Annotated in this window: 24 protein-coding genes and 1 tRNA gene; 22 read left to right on the top strand and 3 right to left on the bottom strand. The window is 40.6% G+C overall.

What is annotated here, in order from left to right:
- Positions 1-124 precede the first annotated feature (124 nt).
- The 21 genes from FERPE_RS09970 (at position 125) to FERPE_RS09870 (ending at position 18,646) form a co-directional block, all read left to right on the top strand.
- Positions 125-1,501, top strand: coding sequence for a pyruvate carboxylase subunit B (locus FERPE_RS09970; protein ID WP_041263555.1), 1,377 nt, complete (start codon positions 125-127; stop codon positions 1,499-1,501).
- The gene (folK, locus tag FERPE_RS09965; RefSeq protein WP_014452501.1) at positions 1,498-2,334 is read left to right on the top strand and encodes a 2-amino-4-hydroxy-6-hydroxymethyldihydropteridine diphosphokinase; all 837 of its coding nucleotides are present in this window, start codon (positions 1,498-1,500) and stop codon (positions 2,332-2,334) included. The genes FERPE_RS09970 and folK overlap by 4 nt, the downstream gene beginning before the upstream one ends.
- Positions 2,335-2,361: 27 nt before the next feature.
- Positions 2,362-2,661, top strand: coding sequence for a flagellar protein FliT (locus tag FERPE_RS09960; RefSeq protein ID WP_014452500.1), 300 nt, complete (start codon positions 2,362-2,364; stop codon positions 2,659-2,661).
- A 67-nt stretch (positions 2,662-2,728) separates the two neighbouring features.
- Positions 2,729-4,393: an acyl-CoA mutase large subunit family protein gene (locus tag FERPE_RS09955; RefSeq protein WP_014452499.1), complete on the top strand. Its 1,665-nt coding sequence runs from the start codon at positions 2,729-2,731 to the stop codon at positions 4,391-4,393.
- An 83-nt stretch (positions 4,394-4,476) separates the two neighbouring features.
- Positions 4,477-5,352, top strand: a complete 876-nt coding sequence (gene pdxS / locus FERPE_RS09950; protein WP_014452498.1) for a pyridoxal 5'-phosphate synthase lyase subunit PdxS — start codon at positions 4,477-4,479, stop codon at positions 5,350-5,352.
- A gap of 3 nt (positions 5,353-5,355) precedes the next feature.
- The gene (gene pdxT, locus FERPE_RS09945) at positions 5,356-5,934 is read left to right on the top strand and encodes a pyridoxal 5'-phosphate synthase glutaminase subunit PdxT (protein ID WP_014452497.1); all 579 of its coding nucleotides are present in this window, start codon (positions 5,356-5,358) and stop codon (positions 5,932-5,934) included.
- Between the two features lie 374 nt (positions 5,935-6,308).
- The gene (locus tag FERPE_RS09940; protein WP_014452496.1) at positions 6,309-6,788 is read left to right on the top strand and encodes a Na+/H+ antiporter subunit E; all 480 of its coding nucleotides are present in this window, start codon (positions 6,309-6,311) and stop codon (positions 6,786-6,788) included.
- A complete protein-coding gene (locus FERPE_RS09935) occupies positions 6,785-7,102 on the top strand; it encodes a cation:proton antiporter (protein WP_014452495.1) in 318 nt (105 codons plus the stop codon). Before FERPE_RS09940 ends, FERPE_RS09935 begins: the two co-directional genes overlap by 4 nt.
- On the top strand, positions 7,099-7,470 hold the full coding sequence (mnhG, locus tag FERPE_RS09930; protein WP_014452494.1) for a monovalent cation/H(+) antiporter subunit G: 372 nt from the start codon (positions 7,099-7,101) through the stop codon (positions 7,468-7,470). Before FERPE_RS09935 ends, mnhG begins: the two co-directional genes overlap by 4 nt.
- Positions 7,463-7,744 (top strand): hydrogenase subunit MbhD domain-containing protein, encoded by a 282-nt coding sequence (locus FERPE_RS09925; RefSeq protein WP_014452493.1) that lies wholly within the window; start codon positions 7,463-7,465, stop codon positions 7,742-7,744. Before mnhG ends, FERPE_RS09925 begins: the two co-directional genes overlap by 8 nt.
- Positions 7,741-8,469: a hydrogen gas-evolving membrane-bound hydrogenase subunit E gene (gene mbhE, locus FERPE_RS09920; protein ID WP_014452492.1), complete on the top strand. Its 729-nt coding sequence runs from the start codon at positions 7,741-7,743 to the stop codon at positions 8,467-8,469. Before FERPE_RS09925 ends, mbhE begins: the two co-directional genes overlap by 4 nt.
- Positions 8,466-8,810, top strand: a complete 345-nt coding sequence (locus FERPE_RS09915; RefSeq protein WP_014452491.1) for a sodium:proton antiporter — start codon at positions 8,466-8,468, stop codon at positions 8,808-8,810. The genes mbhE and FERPE_RS09915 overlap by 4 nt, the downstream gene beginning before the upstream one ends.
- Positions 8,807-10,192: a complex I subunit 5 family protein gene (locus FERPE_RS09910; RefSeq protein ID WP_014452490.1), complete on the top strand. Its 1,386-nt coding sequence runs from the start codon at positions 8,807-8,809 to the stop codon at positions 10,190-10,192. Before FERPE_RS09915 ends, FERPE_RS09910 begins: the two co-directional genes overlap by 4 nt.
- 2 nt (positions 10,193-10,194) lie before the next feature.
- Positions 10,195-12,009: a proton-conducting transporter transmembrane domain-containing protein gene (locus FERPE_RS09905; RefSeq protein ID WP_014452489.1), complete on the top strand. Its 1,815-nt coding sequence runs from the start codon at positions 10,195-10,197 to the stop codon at positions 12,007-12,009.
- Between the two features lie 3 nt (positions 12,010-12,012).
- Positions 12,013-12,912, top strand: a complete 900-nt coding sequence (locus FERPE_RS09900; RefSeq protein WP_014452488.1) for a respiratory chain complex I subunit 1 family protein — start codon at positions 12,013-12,015, stop codon at positions 12,910-12,912.
- 39 nt (positions 12,913-12,951) lie between these two features.
- Positions 12,952-13,488: a NuoB/complex I 20 kDa subunit family protein gene (locus FERPE_RS09895; RefSeq protein ID WP_041263552.1), complete on the top strand. Its 537-nt coding sequence runs from the start codon at positions 12,952-12,954 to the stop codon at positions 13,486-13,488.
- Positions 13,469-14,032, top strand: coding sequence for an NADH-quinone oxidoreductase subunit C (locus tag FERPE_RS09890; protein ID WP_014452486.1), 564 nt, complete (start codon positions 13,469-13,471; stop codon positions 14,030-14,032). Before FERPE_RS09895 ends, FERPE_RS09890 begins: the two co-directional genes overlap by 20 nt.
- Positions 14,025-15,128: an NADH-quinone oxidoreductase subunit D gene (locus FERPE_RS09885; RefSeq protein ID WP_014452485.1), complete on the top strand. Its 1,104-nt coding sequence runs from the start codon at positions 14,025-14,027 to the stop codon at positions 15,126-15,128. Before FERPE_RS09890 ends, FERPE_RS09885 begins: the two co-directional genes overlap by 8 nt.
- 15 nt (positions 15,129-15,143) lie before the next feature.
- Entirely contained in the window at positions 15,144-17,018 is a 1,875-nt protein-coding gene (locus FERPE_RS09880; protein ID WP_014452484.1) for an FAD-dependent oxidoreductase, read from the top strand.
- 34 nt (positions 17,019-17,052) lie between these two features.
- Entirely contained in the window at positions 17,053-17,538 is a 486-nt protein-coding gene (locus tag FERPE_RS09875; protein WP_014452483.1) for a ferritin-like domain-containing protein, read from the top strand.
- A 460-nt stretch (positions 17,539-17,998) separates the two neighbouring features.
- Positions 17,999-18,646, top strand: coding sequence for an endonuclease III domain-containing protein (locus FERPE_RS09870; RefSeq protein WP_041263551.1), 648 nt, complete (start codon positions 17,999-18,001; stop codon positions 18,644-18,646).
- A gap of 69 nt (positions 18,647-18,715) precedes the next feature.
- Here the strand turns inward: FERPE_RS09870 and FERPE_RS09865 are convergent, their stop codons facing one another.
- Positions 18,716-20,554, bottom strand: coding sequence for an ABC transporter substrate-binding protein (locus FERPE_RS09865; protein WP_041263550.1), 1,839 nt, complete (start codon positions 20,552-20,554; stop codon positions 18,716-18,718).
- A gap of 158 nt (positions 20,555-20,712) precedes the next feature.
- Between FERPE_RS09865 and FERPE_RS09860 the strand changes: the two genes are divergently transcribed.
- A tRNA-Pro gene (locus FERPE_RS09860) sits at positions 20,713-20,789 on the top strand.
- Between the two features lie 124 nt (positions 20,790-20,913).
- Here FERPE_RS09860 and FERPE_RS09855 read toward each other — a convergent pair.
- Positions 20,914-21,942, bottom strand: a complete 1,029-nt coding sequence (locus FERPE_RS09855; RefSeq protein ID WP_014452480.1) for an L-Ala-D/L-Glu epimerase — start codon at positions 21,940-21,942, stop codon at positions 20,914-20,916.
- A 24-nt stretch (positions 21,943-21,966) separates the two neighbouring features.
- Entirely contained in the window at positions 21,967-23,316 is a 1,350-nt protein-coding gene (locus FERPE_RS09850; protein ID WP_014452479.1) for a transglutaminase-like domain-containing protein, read from the bottom strand.
- Between the last annotated feature and the right edge of the window lie 119 nt (positions 23,317-23,435).

The following is a 23,435-nucleotide window of genomic DNA, read 5'->3' as shown; positions in this document are numbered from 1 at the left end:
GTCGGTGCTCTACTTTTCTTTTGTTTGCTTAGCAACACGTGACTTTATATTTTTAAATAAGGTGCTATAATTATTTTCGATAGAGTTCTTCAAAAAAGAGGTGATTTCATTGGCTATCTTGAACATGTTTACGGATACGACTTTTCGCGATGGTCATCAATCTTTGATAGCCACTCGAATGCGAACAAAAGATATATTAGGAATAATAGACGAAGTGGACAGTCTGGGCTTTCAAGCACTAGAAGTATGGGGCGGTGCCACGTTTGACGTTTGTGTCAGGTATCTAAATGAAGACCCCTGGGAACGTTTAAGACTCATAAAGTCAAAACTGAGAAACGCAAAAGCACAGATGCTCCTGCGTGGTCAAAATCTTGTCGGGTACAGGCACTACGCCGATGATGTTGTAGAACTCTTTGTCAAAAAAGCAATCGAAAATGGTGTCCAAATAATTAGGATATTCGATGCACTTAACGATATCAGGAACTTGGAAAAAAGTATAGAAGTTGCGCTAAAATGTGGCGCACATGTTCAAGGAGCCATATCTTACACTGTTAGCCCCGTCCATACCATTGAATACTACATGGACTACGCTCAACAGCTTGTCGAACGTGGAGTTCATTCTATATGCATCAAAGACATGGCAGGATTACTAACACCAAAAGTTGCTGGCGAACTGGTTAGAAACCTAAAACAAAGGTTTGGTTTGCCAATCGAGATCCATTCACATGCAACAGCAGGACTCGGAGAACTTGCTTATCTTGCAGCAATTGAAGCAGGCGCAGACATCCTTGACACAGCCTTTTCACCATTCGGAATGACGACAAGCCAGCCCGCTTTTGAACCTATCTACTACGCTTGGTCAGAATACAAACCACTTCCTGAAATAGATTGGAAAAAAGTTGATAGGATTGTAAAATATCTAACGGAAGTAAGAAAGAAATACGAAGAATACGACGTAAAGATGTATAGCATAGACCACAGGATAATAACTTCACAAGTGCCAGGTGGGATGTATTCAAACCTTGTCAAACAACTCGCTGAACAAAAGATGCTCAATAAACTTGACGCTGTGCTTGAAGAAATCCCACGTGTAAGAAAGGACCTAGGCTATCCCCCTCTGGTCACTCCAACTAGTCAAATAGTTGGCGTTCAAGCTGTCCTAAACGTTTTAACAGGCGAACGTTACTCGAAAGTAACAAGAGAGGTCAAGGACTACGTGCGTGGTTTGTACGGAAGGCCACCTGCACCCATTGACCCCGAACTTGTAAAGAAAATATTGGGAGATGAAAAACCTATAGAAGGAAGACCTGCTGATTACATTGAACCAGAGTTAGAAAAGAGAAAAAGAGAAATAGGTCTTTTAGCTGAAACTGACGAGGATTTACTTATCTATGCGATTCTGGGAGAAGTTGGTAGGCAGTATCTAAAAAAACGATACGATGAAAAAATATACGTCGATTGGTCGCTTGTAAATGAATACGAAGGAGGCTATCCAGTTTGATCGTTGGTTTGGGAAACGACATTGTTGATATCTCACGTGTTGATGAAAGACTCGAAAAACGAATTCTAACCGAAGAAGAAAGGAAAAACAAAAAAGGAAAGATAACGAAAGAATACATAGCTGGTAGATTTGCGTTAAAAGAAAGTTACTTCAAGGCTCTCTATACTGGTATATCTGCTAATTCTTTTCAAGACATTTCATTTCTTAACAGAAGCGACGGCAGTGTGTTTTTAATGCATCATAAATACAGACCTTCGAAAAATGGTGTCTACAATTTCGTTTACGCATCACTCTCACACGATTCCTTTGCATATGCCACTGTATTGCTTGAAAAGATAGAAGGAAAGGTATTTATCGGTATAGGGACAAACCTCGGGAAGCGAGAAGAAAACATACAAAAGGCTATTGAAAAACTTAGCGAAATTTCAAAGATAGTGTCAATTTCGAATGTAATAGAAACGGAACCATATGGAAAGACAGACCAGCCAGCATTTCTGAACTGTGTAGTAGAGATAGATACCGACTTATCACCAAATGCACTTTTGGAAGAACTGCTTAGAATAGAAAAGGAAATGGGGAGAATACGCATCGAAAAGTGGGGACCAAGGATTATCGATTTAGACATTCTCTTCTACGGGAACTTAGTTCTCGAAAATGAAAAGTTAACGGTCCCACACTATGATTTTGAAAACAGGATATTTTTTGTAAAGCCGATGCTTGAAATAGCACCCGATTTTGTCCATCCCATTTCTTTGAAAACAATGAGCGAGATATTTGATGAGTTAATAAGCAAAAACTCAGATAATAACACCCACCAATTAAACAAATGGTAATTTTAAGACAATTTGGAGTGATTCACTATGGAAAATCAAACAGAACGTGATATATTAACTATCGAAAAGGAAATCGACGAAGCTATAGAAAGTGAGGATTACGAAAAACTGAATACGTTGCTGGATGAGCGTGAAAAGCTACTTCCAAAACTTACAGAAAATGAGCTAAGGGAGATCTATCAACGCGACCAGCACCGTATGAAAGTACTTGAAGAAAAAATGAAGGAATTTAAAGAAACTGCGATAAAAATGGAAACAGGAAAAAAGATGGTCCAGTCTTATTTTCAGACAGAAGACAAGGGCCAAGAAATAGATAGACATGGTTAAGTGGATATAAGCATAATAGCGAAGATATGAAATATACAGCTATTTTGAGTGAAGGGGGAGAAAACAAATGGACGAAAAATACCAAAAAGCGAAAGCAAAATATGAAGAGGTTGTTGCAAAGTCGATAGCAAAAGTCCCTGAAAGAAAATCTCCGTTCATGTCCACATCAGGCTACGAAATCAAACGGGTTTACACACCCGAAGATATTCAGGACCTGGATTACGTGGAAGATCTCGGATTCCCCGGAGATTATCCATATACACGTGGCGTCCAACCTACAATGTATCGTGCAAGGTTCTGGACAATGCGCCAATACGCAGGTTTTGGAACCGCAGAAGAATCAAACAAAAGATATAAATACCTTTTACAACAAGGGCAAACCGGACTTTCAGTTGCTTTCGACCTTCCAACACAAATAGGATATGACTCAGACGACCCAATGGCAGAAGGAGAAGTCGGAAGGGTTGGAGTCGCGATAGATTCGCTTGAAGATATGGAAATACTCTTTGACGGCATACCACTTGACCAAGTCAGTACATCGATGACCATCAACAGCACGGCCATGATTCTGCTTGCAATGTACATCGCAGTAGCTGAAAAGCAAGGGGTATCACAAGACAAACTCAGTGGAACAATTCAAAATGATATCCTAAAAGAATACATTGCACGTGGAACGTACATATATCCACCCGAACCTTCTATGAGATTAATCACAGACATTTTTGAATACTGCTCAAAGTATATGCCAAAATGGAATCCTATAAGCATAAGTGGTTACCATATTAGAGAAGCAGGTTCCACGGCAGTTCAAGAAGTTGCGTTCACCCTCGCTGATGGTATCGCGTACGTTGAGGCCGCGATGAAAAAAGGACTTGATCCAAACGTGTTTGGCAAGAGGCTCTCGTTCTTCTTCGCAGCCCACAATAACTTCTTGGAAGAAATTGCAAAATTCCGCGCAGCAAGACGATTATGGGCAAAGATAATGAAGAACAGATTCGGTGTCACAGATCCGGACGCTATGAAACTCCGATTCCATACACAAACCGGTGGTTCCACACTAACTGCCCAACAACCACTCAATAACATCATTCGTGTAACGATTCAAGCGCTTGCGGCTGTGCTCGGTGGAACGCAATCACTGCACACCAACAGCTACGACGAAGCGCTTGGTCTACCTACGGAAGAATCCGCAAGAATCGCACTGAGGACTCAACAAATAATCGCTTATGAATCCGGTGTCGCCGACACAATAGACCCGTTTGGTGGTTCCTATGTAGTGGAAGCAATGACAAACGAAATCGAAAAACGTGCAATGGAATACATAGAAAAGATAGACCAAATGGGTGGTATGATAAAGGCGATAGAATCTGGATACGTGCAAAAAGAAATCCATGAAAGTGCATACAAACACCAGCTTGCTGTTGAAAAGGGTGAGGAAATAATCGTTGGAGTCAACAAGTTCCAGATAGAAGAAGACCTTAAACAAACACAAATTCTTAAAGTAGACCCAGAGCTTGAAAAGAAACAAAAAGAAAGATTAAAGAAACTCAAAGAACGTAGAGACAACGAAAAAGTGAAAAAGTTACTCAACAAAATCAAAGAAGTTGCAACAACTGATGAGAACCTCTTCCCATACGTGCTTGAAGCAGTCAAAGCTTACGCAACAGTTGGAGAAATTAGTAACGCGTTGAGAGAAGTATTTGGAGAGTACACAGAAACAGTGATAATCTAGTTGCCTAGATGCATTCAAAAGCTGGTGGTCTTGAGAATATTGACAAAGGTAGTTTAATATATTTGAAGGGAGGACTGATATATATGGAAAAAGGCACATGGGAAATCAAGAAGGGTTTTGCTGAAATGTTCAAAGGTGGAGTCATAATGGACGTCACAACAGCAGAACAAGCCAAAATTGCAGAAGAAGCAGGTGCTGTTGCCGTTATGGCACTTGAGAGAGTGCCAGCGGATATAAGAAAAGCTGGTGGAGTTGCTAGGATGGCAAGTATTGCAAAAATTAAGGAAATCATGGAAGCTGTTTCCATACCAGTTATGGCAAAAGTCAGAATCGGACACATTGCAGAAGCAAGAATTCTTGAAGCCCTTGGTGTAGATTTTATTGATGAATCGGAAGTACTTACACCAGCTGATGATAAATACCACATCAACAAACACGAATTCAAAGTTCCATTCGTATGTGGTGCAAGAAACCTTGGAGAAGCACTCAGAAGAATCGCAGAAGGCGCTGCAATGATAAGAACAAAAGGTGAGGCAGGAACAGGAAACGTTGTTGAAGCTGTTAAACACATGAGAACTGTCATGGCCGAAATAAGGAAAGTTCAAAACATGCCATATGAAGAAATAGTCACTTACGCAAAAGAAATCGGTGCTCCTGTTGAACTTGTCCAACAAGTAAAAGAACTTGGTAGACTTCCTGTTGTCAACTTCGCAGCAGGTGGTATTGCAACACCAGCAGACGCTGCACTCATGATGATGCTTGGAGCAGATGGTGTTTTCGTAGGAAGCGGTATATTCAAATCAAAAGACCCAATGAAGATGGCAAAAGCTATCGTTATGGCGGTTACATACTGGAACGACCCAGAAATGCTCTTGAAGATTTCCGAAGATATTGGAGAACCGATGGAAGGTCTGGAAATAGAAACACTCGAAGTAAGACTACAAGAGAGAGGTTGGTGAAAAATGGTAATCGGTGTTTCTGGCATACAAGGTGATTTCAGAGAACACAAATGGATGATAGAAAAACTCGGAATAGAGACCTACGTAGTGAGAACACCGGAAGACCTGGAGAAGGTTGATGGTTTAATTATTCCCGGTGGCGAATCAACAACAATGATTCGAATAATGAAACGTATCGGATTATTTGACGCGCTAAAAGAGAAGATATTTAACGGATTTCCAGTTTACGGAACCTGCGCAGGACTTATCGTTCTTGCAAAAGAAATTGAAAACTACCCGCAAGAGTCGTTGGGGGTTATAGACATAAAGGTGCGCAGAAACGCATACGGAAGACAAGTTGACAGTTTTGAAGAATACGTTGAAATCAAGGGATTTGACAGACCATTTAAAGCCATCTTCATCCGTGCACCACGTGTTGAAGCCTGGGGTGAAGGGGTAGAAACTCTTGCATTCCTTGATAACCATCCTATCATGCTAAGACAGAACAACGTGCTCGTTACATCTTTCCATCCGGAATTGACAGATGACACAAGGATACATGAATATTTCGTTGAAATGGTAAAGCAATACAGTAAGAAATAACAATTTCACACCATGTAACTACGCCGCCAAATGGCGGCGTTTTTTTTTTTTACTTTGAAGGTTTCAATCTTGCTGATTTTGTTTCAAAAACGAAATTTGGTATAATACGCTTGAAAATCAGTCGCAATTTGAAACCCAAAACATTGACAACAAAAACCAAGAAATGGAATAAATATCTACCTTTCTAGACAATTTTTATCCAATTTTGCATTTGACACTTTTCAAAAGCACAGTTAAAATATGCCTGAAAATTAGAGTATAGTTGTCTATTTTCATTTCACAAAGAAAGAATAAAAAATTATTTTAAAGTTTCATTTTTTTAGTTTTTAGACCTCTTGTGAAAAATATCTTAATCCTGAGTGGGAGGGATGTTTGTGAGTTTTTCGGTTTTTATTGTGACATTTTTCACTTGGTTAATTCTAACTTGGACGATTGACCCTCAGGAAGTTATTGTGGGTCTCATCGTCTCGTTTGCTGTCTCCTTGGTATTCAAAAAGTATTACAGTATCAAGTTCAACAGGAAGTTTATCCCTGGGTTGTTCAAATTTCTTTTCGTGTATGTTCCGGTCTTTATCTGGGAGATGCTGAAAGCAAACCTCGATGTGGCTTCGAGAGTTGTTGAACCAAAAGTGAAGGTAAAACCTGGCTTTGTTCGGATTAAGACAGGTTTAAAGGGCGACGTTGCAAAGCTGACGCTTGCGAATTCCATAACGCTCACTCCTGGAACGATTACTGTTGACATCAAAGATGACGAACTCTACATTCATTGGATTGATGTTAAAGGGACCGATGAAGAGTCCAAGAAAGAGCTCTATGGAAAGTTTGAACGTATACTGAAGGGGGTGTACGAATGAGTGGAAGCCTCTTAATCGACCTTATCGTCTTCGGCCTTACGGGATTTGGAGTTTTCTTCTCACTCTTGCGGTTTCTTATTGGACCAACAAGTTTCGATAGACTTATGGCAATTGACACGATGAATGTAATGATAATCGGGCTTATTTCACTTTTGGCATATACGTTTAAAAACAACATGTACATGGATATCGCAATACTCTATGGATTGCTTGGATTCATAGAAACCATAGTCTTCGCAAGGTATTTGGAGAATCAAGCCAAAACATTCAACGAGGGTGCTGAAGCAAAATCAGTGGACGGTGATGCAAAATGATACAGTTAATACAGCAGATGGTAGGCTACACATTAACAGGACTCGGTGCACTTTTCTATTTTTACGCAGGGCTTGGTCTTTTGAGAATGCCTGATTTTTATACTAGATTACAATCATCAACAAAAGCAACAACACTTGGTACATTTTCTACGATACTCGGAATTGGAATACTGAACCCATCTTTCCTTGGTAAATCCCTTTTGCTGATTGTTTTCGTTGCACTCACAAATCCGGTAGCATCTTCTGTCATGATTAGAGCTGCATACAAAAACAAAGTACCTGTCTGTAAAGAAACAACTGTTGACGAAATTGTCCCTGTACTTACAAATCAAGAAAGTCAAAGAAACGGTGGTGAAAATCATGAGTAAACTCGTAGAATTCTTTATGAATCTTGAACTTATCGACTGGATATTTTACCTAGTAGGAGGGCTCATGGTTGTTTTCTCAATATTTGCAGTTGAAGCAAAGAGAATCTTTGATTCGGTTCTTGCTCTTTCTGCTGTGAGTTTACTTTCGGTGTTGCTTTTCATTGTTCTCAAAGCTCCGGATGTTGCTATTACTGAAGCTGCCGTTGGTTCAGGTCTTGCAAGTGCTGTCATGATTTTCGCCCTCTTCAGAATGAAGGCAGGTGAAAAGAAATGAGAAGGATTTGGGCAATCCTTATTAGTGTTGTGTTTCTTCACTTCTTTATAGGGACTTACTTTCCAACGCTACCGGAATTTGGAAACATCGACATGTACAGAAGGGTATCATTCGACTACATCAGCAAATCAACGACAACGAGTTACCAACCTGTTGAGTATAAAAAGTCCAAAGGGTTAGAGGACGGTAGCGCAAATGTTGTTACATCAATCGTTGTGAATTACCGTTCATTCGACACACTTGGAGAAGTTACCGTCCTCTTTGCAGCTGCACTTGGAGTAGGAATTCTCGCAAATATCAAAAAGCGAAGAATTGAATTCGAAGAACACAAGGTATTATCCGTCGCGACGGGTATGATTTTCCCACTAATACTGGTCTTTGGTACCTATGTATTCGTCCACGGTCACCTCACTCCCGGTGGTGGATTCCCTGGAGGTACTGTTATCGCCTTAGGTTTCTTGTTATTAATGCTTGCTAAAAACGAATTTAAAGTCACAGATGCTGCAAAACACACAGAACAAGTCGCTGGTTCTGGCTATGTGCTCGTTGGACTTATTGGTATGGCAGTTGTTGGTGTTTTCCTCGCAAACTTCCTCCCAACAGGGACTATCGGAAATCTCTTTAGCGCAGGTGTGGTACCTATCGTCTACACGCTTATTGGTTTCAAGGTTGGAGCTGAATTGTCTAGTCTTGTATCCGACATGAGGGAGGGGGATAAAGTATGATATACTACATCGCCTTTGTTCTCATCGGTATTGGTTTGTACGGAATAGTCTCCCAGAAAAATTTGTTTAAACAACTTGTCTCGTTGACAATAATAGACACTGCGGTAAATATCTTCATTGTGGCACTTGGGTATTTGCACGGTGCGGAAGCACCTGTTTATTCTTCTGTAACTCCCTTAGCTAATTTTGTTGACCCACTTCCACAAGCGCTTGTTCTTACGGCAATTGTTATAAGTGTTGGAACATTGGCAGTTGCCGCTATGCTATTGGTACACATACACGAAGAGTATGGTTCAGTTGACGCTGAAGAAATTCGTGCAGCAAAGGAAGTGATAGAATGATAGCATTGCTCGTTGCTGTTCCTCTTGCATTTGGATTTGCCACTGTTGCACTTCCAAAACTGAGTAGATACATTCTCCCGCTCGTTACACTTTTCAACCTGGTGCTACTGATTGGCTTCATTCACCCAGTACAGGTCTTGGAAATTGGAAAATGGCCAGCGGCTTACGGAATTGTTCTTGTACTTGATAGTGTTAACTATCCGTTCCTTATCTTTGTTAACTTAGTACTGTTTGCACTCTCCATCTCAGCAATGTTTGAAGACAAACTCGGCGTGCTTTTGCTTGTTTTAACAGCTGCGCTGAATGGTTTGCTCTTAACAGGTGATTTCTTCAACTCGTTCGTCTTCCTTGAAATTATAGCAGTAGTCGCTTATGTCTTGGCGTCACAGAACAAAAATTATTATGCTGCCTTTAAATACCTTATCTTTGGTTCTGTTTCCGGTGTACTTTACCTTATAGGCGTTGTTTCACTGTATGTATACGCTGGGACACTCAATATGGCTTATATAGGGTTCATCGCTTCACCAGAATACGTTCAAGTTGCAGGTATAATGATTCTCATAGCCCTCCTTGTTGAGTTAAAAATACTACCACTGGGACTTTGGGCTCCTGATGTTTATTCCAACGGTTCAACAGTTACACCTGTTGCACTTGGCAGTGCGGTAACGGTTGCTATTTTCTATCTATTCTCCAGGATATTCTTCAATGTTTTGGAACCTGTCAAGCCCTTGCCGGTCTATATACTCTCACTGATATCAGTACTATTCGCTCAGCTTGCTGCAATGAGACAAAAAACATTAGGTAGAGCCCTTGCATATGCATCAATCGCAGGAGCAAGCACGGTTATGGCAGCGCTTTCTTCCGGTGCACTTGGAGTTGAAAAAATCGCATCCGCTGCTTATCTGTACCTTTTAAACGAAGCAATCTCTATGTTCATCCTTTTCACAATTTATGGTTACCTCAACCACAAAGGTTTCAAAAATGATTCAGTTGCAGGTATCGCATTCTCTCTCGCCTCAATATCACTTATCGGATTCCCGCTAACTGCCGGTTTTTGGGCTAAGATTAACTTACTCGCCGCACTCTTTGAGGCAGGGGATTACATACTCCCGGCTGTACTACTCGCTGCAACAGTTATTGAAGCAGGATATTTGATTAAATGGAATGTAGACCTTTGGTATATCGACAACGATAGTCAAGATGAAGAGCGAGAAAAAACATACCTTCCATTTGGTGCGCAGGTTGTCGTTTTACTATTCGCTCTTACACTTGTTATTATAGGTTTCATGCCGGATCTAATTACCATGCACACAGATAAAATAGCATCCCACATCTTTGATTTCAAAACATACTTTGACACGATACTGAAAGGGGGTATGTGATAATGCAAAATCTGATAATATACCTTGCAGTAGGAACACTTATTGGATACTTTCTCTCAAAGATAAATAAACACCTTGGACCTATCGTACTCTTTGCGTTATCTATTTACGGACTTTACGTTCTTTGGGGCATGCCGACAGGTGTGACAGAGTCACTGTTCGGTTTCGAAGATGTCCTCAAATTCACAGCTTTATCTAAATACCTTTCAATTGTCACCCTGATAGTCTTTGCATGCTACGGCTTTTTCAACATCGCATGGATTTCAAAGGCAAAACGACCAGCAGCGTTCAATGCGCTTTCTATACTAACGTTGCTTGGTACACTTGGCGTGTTCTTCTCTGCTCATTTAATAGTGCTTTACATATTCTGGGAAATTGCTGTTCTTGCATCACTCTTTATAGTTCCTATGGGTAAAGAAGAGTCAAAAAAAGCAACAATTTGGTACGTAGTCATAAGCTCAATAGGTACTTATTTGTTCCTATACGGTGTCTTCATGCTTCATGAACAGTATGGAACATTTGATATATTCGAAATCGGTCAGCACATTCAAAACGCTTCGGTTGGATTCAGATGGGCTGTTGTTATACTGTTGCTTGCGGCTGGTATAGCGAAAAGCGGTATATTTCCACTTCATGTTTGGCTCAGAAACGTCCATGGCAACGCACCAGACACGTTCAGCGCAGTCTTGTCTGGTCAACTTGTAAAGATGGGGTCTTACTTGCTCGCAATGATTCTGAGCGTCTTTCCAATCGCGAATATGTTCGCAGAATTTTACAATGGAGTGAACATTCTTTCTTACATTCTGATATGGCTTGGTAATATCTCCATCCTTGTGGGAACGTTGATGGCAATAAAGCAAAATGATATGAAAATGTTGATAGCTTACTCTACCGTTGCTAACAGTGGCTATATACTTATAGGTTTGGCAACACTTCACCAGGTTGGTTACGCAGGTGGTTTGTTCCATATAATCAATCACGCGCTTGCCGCAACGATGATATTCCTTTCATTCGCGGCGGTCGCCTACCGAACGGGAACGACCAAGATTGACGAAATGGGTGGATTAATCCATAGAATGCCTGTAACATTTGTCACATACCTTGTTGGTATTATCTCGTTGGCCGGAATTCCACCGACAAGTGGATTTATCTCAAAGTGGATGGTTTTCCAGTCACTTGTGTCAAAGGGAATGTTCGTTACAGAAATGTTTGTATTCGTAGGAAGTATCGGTTCATTCCTATACGTTTTCAGACCCCTTGCTGGTGTATTCCTTGGTCAACTAAAGAGTAAACACAAAGACGTTAAGGAAGTTCCTATAATTATGCAAATTCCAATGATAATCCTTGTTGCATTAACAGTTCTTTGGGGTGTGTTTCCACAGCAAGTACTTGAATGGATTACCAATGTTCAAAAAGAATTTGGCATGAAACCATTTGAATTCGAAGGCACTGTGTTAAAAACAAGCATGGGCTATTGGGACACATGGACAGTCTTTCTCATGTTCGCAGTTGGTTTCATAATTGCAGCGATTATTTACATACTCATGCCAAAAGGAAAGAAGATACCTTTGGAAGACCAGTACACATCTGGTGAATTCCTCCACAACTATGATTTGTACCATTATGCCACTAAGTTCTATGCTTTCCTTGAAAGAGAATATGAAGGTCATCCATCGTTCGAAGACTGGTACTTATCGATTGTGAACGCTCTGAAAGCGTTCGGAAAATTTGTTGACTATTTAGCTCGCAGGACAGCTTCGGCTTACATCTTCTGGACAGCAATTGTTCTTGCGTTAATCTTGTGGGTGAGGTGGTAAGCGATGGCAGGATTAGCAACCATTGTAAGAGTAGCAGAAGTACTGTTTACAGCGTTCTTTTTTGGATTGACATTTGAGGGTATCGGTAGAAAGATTACCGCACGTATCCAAAAAAGATACGGTCCACCTTGGTATCAGAATTTCATTGATGTTTTCAAAACATTAACAAAACATGGTTGGACGCACGGTTGGATTTTCGACTTCGGTGTTCTCATGGCGCTCGGAGGAGTAATTGCAACGCTCTCGTTCGTGCCTCTTGGTAATCTTGTTGCATTCCCAGGTCTTGATAATTTCTTCGTTATCGCATACCTCTTCACAGTTGGTGCACTTGGTATGGCAATGGGTATGGTTGGAACAGGTAACCCATGGGCATCAATTGGTGTTGCAAGGGCTCTTACACTCATGCTGGGATACGAAGTTCCCTTCCTGATTGTTATAACAGCCCTCATGTATTACTACAAAACTGGAAATATTTCTGACATAATAATGGCACAAGCACAATCTGGTCAATGGAATATAGTTAAATTCCCAATAGGTGCGCTTGTTGCTCTCATTTCGCTCCAAGGTATGCTCGGTAAAGAACCGTTCGAGGCACCTATCGCACCAGCGGAGATTGCATCAGGTCCTATGGTTGAGCTTTCTGCAAAATATATGGGATTACTAATGCTTATGAACACCTTCATGGAATTCATCGAAATTTCTCTCTTTGTTAATTTCTTCCTCGGAGGCGGTAATTACTTCGAATTCTTACTCAAATACTTTATCGTTTGGACTCTTGCGGTCATGATTTCCGCAGTACTTCCGAGGTTCAGAATAGAACAAGCAGTCGCTTTCTACTGGACGGTTCCAATAATTCTTGCTTTCGTGCAAGCGTTCTTCGTTGTAAATGGTTGGGTATTTTAAGGCAAATGAATTAATGCGGAGGTGAAATAGATGGCTCAGATAGATGAAAGAAGTGTGTGGGAAAAGATTGCTGACCAGCTAAGAAGTAGATCGATGTGGATGTTGCATTACTGTACTGGGTGTGGTGCCGTTGAATTGCCACCGTCGATGACCTCACGATTCGATATGGAACGCCTTGGAATGGGACCTATGGCAACACCAAGGCAAGCAGATATACTACTCATCACAGGATACCTTAGTGCAAAAACCCTAAGAAGGGTTATATACACATACGAAAAAATGGCTGACCCAAAATATGTTATCGGTTTTGGCTCATGTACCATAAACGGTGGAATTTACTATGACTCCTACTCTACAATCAACAGACTCGACTACTATATACCTGTTGACCTTTACATTGCTGGCTGTATGCCAAGACCAGAGGCAATACTGAATGCTTTCAATACTCTGATGGAAATGATTAGAAAAGGGGAAGCTAACGGTTGGAAACGTTACAAAGAAAATTACGAATGGTACAAGCAAAATCAAATTAGAAGCCTCGGTGAGGTGATTGTCCATGACGAATTCCACGAATAAATCTGTTGCTGAAGTACTTGAGAAGGCCAAAGAACTTTTCAACGTCAGAGTCGAAGACGTTGCAGAAAGGCAATACAAACTCATAGCAGAAAATGACAAGACTATTCCTCTACTTGCTTTTCTGAAAGAATCAGGTTATTCTCACTTGTCAATTCTCACTTGCGTTGATTGGATTGAAGAGAAAAAGTTTGAACTTGTCTACATACTCTTTAACTGGTCCAACGGAGTGACGTTCCTTGTCTCGACATTTATCGATAGAGACAACCCTGTGTTCTATACTGTGAAAGACATGTGGCCAACAGCTGAGTATTATGAACGCGATGTCCATGAATTCTTTGGTGTAGAGTTTGAAGGAAACGAAAGATGCAAGCTACCGCTCATTCTCGAGCTCTGGAGCGATTTACCACCATTGAGAAAAGATTTCGACCCATTGAAGTATTCTAAGGAACACTTCCCTGACAGAGAATACGAGAAAGATGCCATACATGAAGCAAAGATAATAAGAGCCGATTTGGAAGATACGAGAGGTGATATAAATGGGTGAAGTAAAACTGTTCTTTGGTCCAAATCACCCTGGAATGCACGGTAATTTCAGTGTTCATATGTACGTTGAAGGTGATATCGTTGTCAAGGCAAGACCACTACCAGGGTTTTTACATCGTGGTTTTGAAAAGTTGATGGAAAGAAGACTTTGGTATCAGAACCTTGCGCTGATACCGAGAATATGTGTGCCTGAACCCGATATAAACGAAGCTTGTTATGCAATGGCAATTGAAAAGATAGCTAAAGTAGAAGTCCCTGAAAGGGCGCAATGGATAAGGATGATAGTCCTTGAACTTGCGCGAATTGCAAACCATCTATGGTCCTTTGGAGGTATCGGAGGACCTTTAGGGATGTATACAAGTATGTTCTGGAGTGTTGCTGATAGGGACAAAGTACTTGACATTTTTGAAGAATTAACAGGAGCAAGGATTTACCATATGTACATCATACCTGGTGGGGTAAGAAAAGATTTACCACCCAAACTTGAAGAAAAGATTTTGAAACTCATGGACTACTTGGAACAAAGATTGCCAGAATACGAAACATTCATTCTTAAAAATAGAATACTCCACACTAGGCTCAAAGGTATTGCAAAGATTGATACAGAAACCTGTCTGAGACTTGGCGTAACAGGCATAGGCTTGAGAGCAACCGGGGTTCCATACGACATAAGAAAGGTTGACCCATACTTATTCTACGATAAGGTAGAATTCGAAATCCCAACTGCTACAGAAGGTGACGCACTCGCAAGAATAAGCCTAAAACCAAAGGAAATAAGGCAAAGCATCAGAATCATCAGGCAAGCGCTTGAAAAGATGCCATCTGGTCCCGTGAATACAAAAATCGGTGATGGAAATGGTTTAAGAATTAGGGTTCCGAAGGGAATGGCGTATGCGCGTGTTGAATCTACACGTGGAGAATATGGCTATCTTGTCGTTTCCAACGGTGGAGAGACACCTTACAGAGTGGCGGTCAGAGGCGCTTCCTATCCGCAAGGTTTGTATGGTGTTGAACATCTACTACCTGGAACAAGGATAGACGACGTACCTATCTGGCTTGATACAATGGGCGTTTGTGCCCCAGAAATCGATAGGTAATGGGAGGTGCCGATAATGGAAATAAAAGAAAATAGAACTGAAACCCCAAAGAAAAGTTTCTTCGCACCTTTGATTGCTTGGAAGAACCTTTTTGAAAAACCAGTCACCATCCGTGTTCCGAAAGAGCAAAGAGAAGCGGCACCAAGATACAGGGGCTTCCATGTGAACGATTGGGAAAAATGTATTGGTTGTGGGACCTGTGCAAAAATATGTCCGACAGACGCAATAACAATGGTTGAAGTGCCGGATATGAAACAAGAATACGGTATGAAACCGCAAAGACCTACTATAGATTACGGACGCTGCAGTTTTTGTGGGATGTGTGTTGATATTTGTACAACAGGTTCACTGAAGATGACCAGAGAATACATCTTTATTTCTCCTAACCCCGAAGATTTCTACTTTGCACCAACTGAAAAGGGGTTGCTCAAGAAAAATCCAGAGGAAATCAAAATTGGTTGGACAAGGGATGAGAATAGTGAACTTCTCGACCTTGATAGAGTAATGCCGGAGATGTTATCAGCAGAAGAACGTGTGAATTCGTTCGTTGAGTTCGTCAAGGCATACAGCAAAGAACAAGCTATAGCAGAAGCGGCAAGGTGTGTAGAATGTGGTATATGTGTTGACAGATGTCCTGAGCACATGCAAATTCCACAATACATAAAGGCTATCTGGAAGGATGATTTACAAGACGCACTAAAATGGCTCCTTAAAGGTGTGGAAGACCAAAGCAACTTTGGTGCAAACCCACTCTCTAGTGTCTGTGGTAGAGTATGTACACATCGCTGTGAAGAAGTCTGTGCAATTAGTCACAGAGGTGAACCAATTGCTATTAGGTGGCTGAAGAGATACATAACAGATAGCGTTCCGGCTGAGAAATGGCATGAAATTGTGACCTTTGATGTCAAAAAACAACCCAAAAAGGTTGCTATCGTTGGTAGTGGACCTGCTGGATTGTCAGCCGCTTACTTCTTAGCGACGATGGGCTACGAGGTTGATATTTACGAAGCACTTAACCGTCCTGGCGGTGTAATGAGATACGGTATCCCAAGATACAGATTACCAGACGAAGCACTTGATAGAGACATTGCATTCATCGAATCACTTGGTGTTAGGATTTTCACAGGTGTCGCTGTCGGGAAAGATATCACCTTTGATGAACTGAAAAACAAATACGATGCGATATTCTTGGCAACAGGTTTGACACTTGGTAGGTCAACAAAAATACCAGGCTCAGACCATCCAGATGTTGTCCAAGCTCTACCACTACTGAGAGCTATAAGAGATTACCTACGTGGTGAAGGTCCTGAGCCGAAAATACCAAGACGTGTCGTAGTCATCGGTGGTGGAAATGTTGCTATGGATATTGCAAGGAGCATGGCAAGGTTACAAAAAATGAAATACGGAGAGGTTAACGTAACGGTCACTTGTCTTGAAAGAACACACGACGAGATGCCTGCTGACATGGAAGAAATCGAAGAAGCCATTGAAGAAGGTGTCAAAATCTGTCCAGGCTGGGGTCCAAGAAGAATTATTTTTGACGACAAGGATAACATCAAAGGTATCGAATGTGTCAAATGTGTCGAAGTATTCGATGAGAACAAAAGGTTTAACCCAAAATTTGACGAGTCGACTGTCCAATACTACGATGGTGATATGATAATTGAAGCCATTGGTCAAGCACCAGATTACTCGTATCTACCGGAAGAATGGAAATCCAAACTCCAGTTCGTTGGTCCAAGGATACTTACAAATAACCTTAGACAAACACAAATTCCATGGTTGTTTGCTGGTGGAGACATAGTTAATGGGCCAGATATAATCCACGGTGTAGCAGACGGATACTGGGCAGCAAGGGGTATAGATCAGTATCTGAGGGAACAAAAGTAATCTTAGTTGTAAACTATAATAGGAGGTGAGTTAGATGTACGACGTTCTAAGATTGGCTGAACAATTTGAAATCGATGGGTTTAAATTCTACACATCAAAAAAGAACGAAGTAAGGAACAAAGCAGTCGCTGAAATATTTGATTATTTAGCTCAAATGGAAAAAGAACACACAGAATTTATAAGAAGATTGATAAAATCTCTCAATGAAGGTGCACAAGTAGATTCACTTCCCGAACAAGATACAAAGTACTACAAATCACGATACGAAGGTCAAAAAATATCTGAGGCATCAGCAGAAGACGATATGGCTGACCTTTCAATTTTGAGAATGGCTTACTTAATAGAAAAGGATTTTATGGAATTCTACGAAAAAGCCGCAAATAATGAAAAAGATGAGAGAGTAAAGAAACTTTTGTTGGCTCTAAGAGACTGGGAAGAAGGACACAAAAAGATAATCGAGGACCAAATCAAAGCAATAATTGAGAGAAACAACCTCGAACTTGGATTCTATCCTTTCTAAAGACAAAACAATAGCATTGAACAATTACTCGGGGACCTTTTGTCCCCGGTTTTTTATACATCAGGTTGAAAACATGAGAGCTTAGTGATATTATGCAAATATTCAAATAACAGTTGTCTTTAAATACACTTTTAAGGACTGTTTTCAACGGAATCTTGGTATGTGTATGCTCATATTCTCAAATAAAGCAACTTCATTGCCGTATGGTTTACAAAAAAAGCTTGAAATTGCACACGCACTGGGTACTACGATCAAGTTAGTTTTGCTCGACGAACTAGCTGAGAGTGAGAAAGGCATACCTCGGAGGGTAACAGAAGAAAATTATAAAGGCAACATTTCAAGCGAAAAGCGGAGGTTCACCCTCCGCTTTTTGTTTTTTGCAACCGAAGAAATGTGTTACAATTGTTGTTTGGAAGACAACATGTGTAATCATCCAGACATAACAAGGAGAGTTTGCGGTATGAAACTGGAGAATTTGTACGAGATACTTAGAGAGATACACGGTCCCCAAGGAAAATGGTGGCCCGGAACACCCGAGGAAATTATAGTTTCAGCGGTACTTACGCAGAACACCAATTGGAAAAATGTTGAAAAGGCACTTGAGAATATTAAAGAATATTGTAAAAAGGATATTCTACATTGCCTGGCAAAAATGAGCACCGAAGAGATATCTTTTTTGATAAAACCTGCAGGCTTTTTCAATGTAAAAGCCCAAAGACTGAAAAACCTTTTAACGTGGTTGAAAAGCTACAACTTTGATTTGGAGAAAATCAAAACAAAGAGCATTGAAGAAATAAGAGATGAGCTTTTGTCGGTAAAAGGTATTGGAAAGGAAACTGCCGATTCTATAATACTGTATGCATTAGAATTACCCGTCTTTGTTGTAGATGCTTATACTAAAAGACTACTTGACAGACTATTAGGTATCAAACTAAAAGAATACGATGAATACAGGCTACTTTTCGAAAAAACATATCCCAGAGATGTTGCACTTTATCAAGAATTCCATGGCCTCATAGTTGAACATGCCAAGGCACTTTGTAGAACAAACCCTTTGTGTGCAACATGTCCTGTAGAATCTTGCAAATACAAAAATACTAAAAAATAAACAACATGGCTCCGGTAAACCAGAGCCATGTTGTGCCAAAGAAATGTATTACAATGTCTCTGATTCAACTTACTGTTGCTTGTAAAGTTCGAAGTAATCGTTACCGGGTCTCATCGGATTCGGATACCAACCTTTGACCCAGGCTCTCTGAGCCCTTACACTAACTGGTTGATAAATAGGAATACTGATATAATTATCTATTGCAAATTTTTGTATTTTCATATACAGCTTCGCTCGCTCTTCTGGATCTGACGAATTCCTTGCCATTTCTATGAGCTCATCCAAGCTCTTACCCCCAAGTTCTTTTCTCGGTGTGCTGACGAATTTTTTGAAATTATCTCCCTGTCTTGGTGCGTAAGTTCCTGCAGAATGATAGAATGTGAATATGAAATTATCCGGATCTGGGAAGTCAGCAAGCCAGTTAAAGATTGGCATTGGAAGCTCAGCTTTTCTCATTGCATCGAGATAGCTTGGCCAGTTAAGTGCCGCTATATCAACTTTGATTTTGCCAGGAGCTATCATTTCAAGATACGTCTTAATCATTTCCGCTATCCTTTGCCTCATCAAGTTCCCGGTGTTGTATGCTAACGTAAACTTAAGTCCTATCTTTAAGGCTTTCCCGTTCCATGCTTTATCAAGTGCTTTTCTTGCCTCAGTTAAATTGAACTTGTAAAGTGGCAATGTTGGATCAAATCCTAAAAGTCCATTGGGTAATGCAGCAGGAATCCTCGTTCCGTATCCTTTTAAAACATCCCTTATCACTGCATCGTAGTTGATGATATATGATATCGCTTTTCTCGCGTTAATGTCGCTGAAAAAGTCTGGAGGCATTCCGTTCCCGTCCCATTTTCCGCTACCTATGTATTTGCTGTTTGGCGAAACTGACCAGGAAAATCCCACAACGGTAACTGACAAAGATGGGATATTGTCTATAATTTGTATGTCCTTGTTCCCTTTTATCTGGTCAAGGTATTCAAGAACAACGGCAATATCGTCAGCATCGCCTTTTTCAAGCATAAGTTTTCTTGTGCCCCACTCACTAACAGTGAGGAGAATAACCTTCTTAAGTCTTGGCTCACCGCGCCAGTAGTCTTTGAATCCTTCAAGAACAACTTTTCTGTTTGTTCTGTCCCATTCTACAAGTCTGTATGGTCCCGTCCCTATTGCTGTTGCATAAAGTGGGGATTGTTCCTTAGCTATATTCCTGTACTTCCACCACGTATCCGGTTTTCCATCCCAAAGTCCCATCTTAATAGATGTTTCCTTGTCAAGTACAGCCGACCACCCAACTGTGTGCGCAATTATCGTCAGGAACGGACCGTATGGTCTGGCAAGTTTAAATATCACGTTGTCTCCTTCAACTTCAATAGCTGGGTCTATAACTTCTTTGTACATTTGAACTAACTTTTCCTTGTATTCAGGCAGTGGTTCACCATCTTTAAATACCTCAGAAACAGGTTTTCCAACATACTTTTGTATCATCTCGTTGAGTGAGTTAACACCAAAGATGGCGTTCCAAAGCATCCACATTGGACCACCAGCAGGGTCGTAAAGCAAACCTCTTTCAAAGGAGTATTCAACGTCTTCAGGTGTTAACGTTGCACCGTTGTGGAATTTAACTCCCTTCCTTATAGGAAACACATATGTCTTTCCACCGTCTTTTATAAGTCCGTTCTTAATACTTGGAACTTGCGTCGCTAACCTTGGTTCGAATTCTGTCAAACTACTACCTTTATAGGCAATAAGACTTTCGTATACGTTGTAAATAACCTCACCACTTACCGTATCGTACGCCTGGTGGATATCAAGTGTATCCGGTTCTCCAACACCAACCGAAACGTATGTCGTTGGATCAAATGCAAAAATACCGACCGCAAATAAGAACAAACTTACGAGCAAGTACTTCATATACCTCACAACGATCCCCCCTTTCGGTTTCACTTATTATATCACTTTCCATCTAAATTTCCAAAATTTCTGAACTCTCTTTCGGAATTTATAATTTCCTAATCTTCTTGATTTTTGAAAACCTATATGGTAAAATTTATTTTGCCGATTCAAAAGTTCGGGGTGTAGCGCAGGTGGCTAGCGCGCTTGCATGGGGCGCAAGAGGTCGCTGGTTCAAGTCCAGTCACCCCGACCAAAAAAATCAGGGCTAAATGCCCTGATTTTTTATTATTTGCTTCACAAAGTTCAATGTTCAGATACAATCTTTGCTATTTCAGGAATAACATCATTAGGAAATACGCGAAACCAGAAAGATAAACTTACACATAATAATATGGTACATCAACTTTATACTTACCTCTGAATTCCGTTTCTTTAAGCATCAAAGGACTATCTAAATCATGGAAGTCAAACGCCCCGGTCCCAAGTGCAAAATGGACACTCTGATTCACTCCAAGACTTGATTCCGCCATGCAACCAAGCATTAATCTCTGATTTGCAGCTCTCACCATCTCAACAATCGCAAGTGCATCGCTAATACCAGATTTCATAAGCTTGATGTTTATGTAATCCACCGCTTCTTCTTTAATCAATCTCATTACTTCGTATTTTGTCCTAGCACTTTCGTCGGCTGCAACAGGGAAAGGTGAGTTCCATCTTACGTATTTGAGTCCTTCGACATCGTTCATTGCGACTGGTTGTTCGAAAACATGTATGTCTATTCCCGCTCGGTATATCTCAGTTACAAATTTCACTGCTTGTTTTGGCGTGTAACCTGTGTTGGCATCAACAATGTATTTGCATCCCTTTGAAACTTCATAAATTGCCATCATCGCTTGGATATCTTCTTCAAGGTTTTCCCCTACCTTTATCTTTATCACGCTGTGCCCACGTTCTACAATCTTTCTTGCATCTTCAACTCTCTCTTCGATAGTCCCTATGCTTATCGTATAATCCGTCTCTATTTTCGTCTTCGCACCACCAAGTATTTGGTAAACTGGGACACCAATCTCTTCACTAAATGCATCAAGAACGGCATATTGAACTGCAGCCTTAATGCTTGGTGCACCAAAAAGTTTGTCGGTCACATCGAAAATCTGGCGGTAATTTCGCACATCCATTCCAACAATCATTTCATTTACAATTTGTTCCAGTCCTAATAAAGCAGGTACCTTCTCACCATTCACCCTAAACGACGGTGAAGCCTCTCCATATCCGACAACTCCATTATCAAGCTCAACAATAACTTCTATGTTCTCCGTGTTGTATGAAACGTTGTTTGTGATATGAAATGGCTTCACGTATTCAAAGCGGTTCAATTTGAACTTTACCGATTTGATTTTTCCCACCTTAAACACCCCCTATTTTCTTTTTCACTTTGTTAACTCTTCGAATTTAAGAACCTCGATTTCGCTTTTTAAATCAATTACATACCCGTCTTCTTCTTTGCTGATTATCTCCATTTCCCCAGTCTGGTTGTCGTAAGGATCCAACCTCCATGCTTTCTTTTCTGGCAGGAAGTCCCCTTGAAATTCGGTATTTGCAAACATTCTAAATCCATCAAGATTCGTAAAGTAGAATATACGCATCGGTTCTTGTTCTCTTCTCCCTCCACCAAACGAAAGGTCAACTGGCACCCATCCGTATCTTTCAAGATAGACAAGTGCCCAATCGTGTGGGGAAGCCCCGAGCGGAGTTATACTCCAACCCGATTGCCATTTAGCAGGTATTCCTGCCATGCGACATAACGTGATAAAGAGCAGTGCTTGGAACCCGCAATCTCCTTTGAATGTTGTCGCTACGTATTCCGGGATGTTATCATACAACGCATAAGGCAAAACGTATGAATAGTTCACATTTAGTGTGACAAAGTCATATATCCTTCTCGCACGTGCTAAATCATCAAGCTTGGTCCAATCTTCGTTGTGGAATATCGTATGGAGGAGTTCTTTTAGGAAAGGAGAAAAGACGATATGGGGTGGTAATTCACTGATGTCTTCTTTTGAAGGCTTTTGTGTATAGAGTGATTGTTGTCCAATCCATTCGTGAACTGTGTATTCGAACTCGACATAGAATTTTTCGTTATCCTTTCCTTCCATATATACTGTTCTTTGACCAACTGAATTGTCCGCAATTTCGCACTCGTGACTTGCACTTATTAATTTGACGTCGCTCTGCTGAAATTCTTCTTTTGGAAAAGGCAACCATACACGAACTTTTTCTTCCCTCGGATTCTCTTTCTCAACAGTGATTCTCGCTCGCACACGATAACTCTTTGGCTTCCCACTTTTCAGTAACCGCTCAACTGCTTTATTTATTAGCTCACGCCTTTTAAGCGTTTGTTTATCCACCCTTTGCCTTTCTTTGTATTGCTTTTCATTGAACGCCAGGTTCTTATCAAACCTGCTTTCAAAAAATCTTTGTGTCTCGATATATATCCAATCTAGTCTCCCTTCTCTCCAAAGTTGCTCAAACTCCGATTTCGTGGCACCTTTGAACACCTTTTTGAAAATTTTAAGTGCTTCGGCTTGAGGGTATTTGTAAGTTTTTTTGAGCAGTTCCATTCTAAACAACTCAAATTTAAGCCTTTCCCTCATCTGTGGTGGCAATCTGTGTTCGAGTATCTTATCGATTTGCTCCCGGGCTTTTTTGAAGAAACCTTGGTAGATGTATTTTTTTAAAACATCCGGAAGTGGGTAACTAAGAAAATCCATTCTTGACATATCAATTCCCCCTTGACTTTTAAGTTTCATCTTCTAACTTTACTTCACAACTTATTGTATAACATTTTCAACGGAAAACAAAATCTCAAAATTAAGAAAACCCCTGCACATAAAGACGT

Source organism: Fervidobacterium pennivorans DSM 9078 (assembly GCF_000235405.2).
GTDB classification, from domain to species: Bacteria; Thermotogota; Thermotogae; order Thermotogales; family Fervidobacteriaceae; genus Fervidobacterium; species Fervidobacterium pennivorans.
Note: the sequence above shows the minus strand (reverse complement) of the source record. Positions and strands in the feature narration are given on the sequence as shown.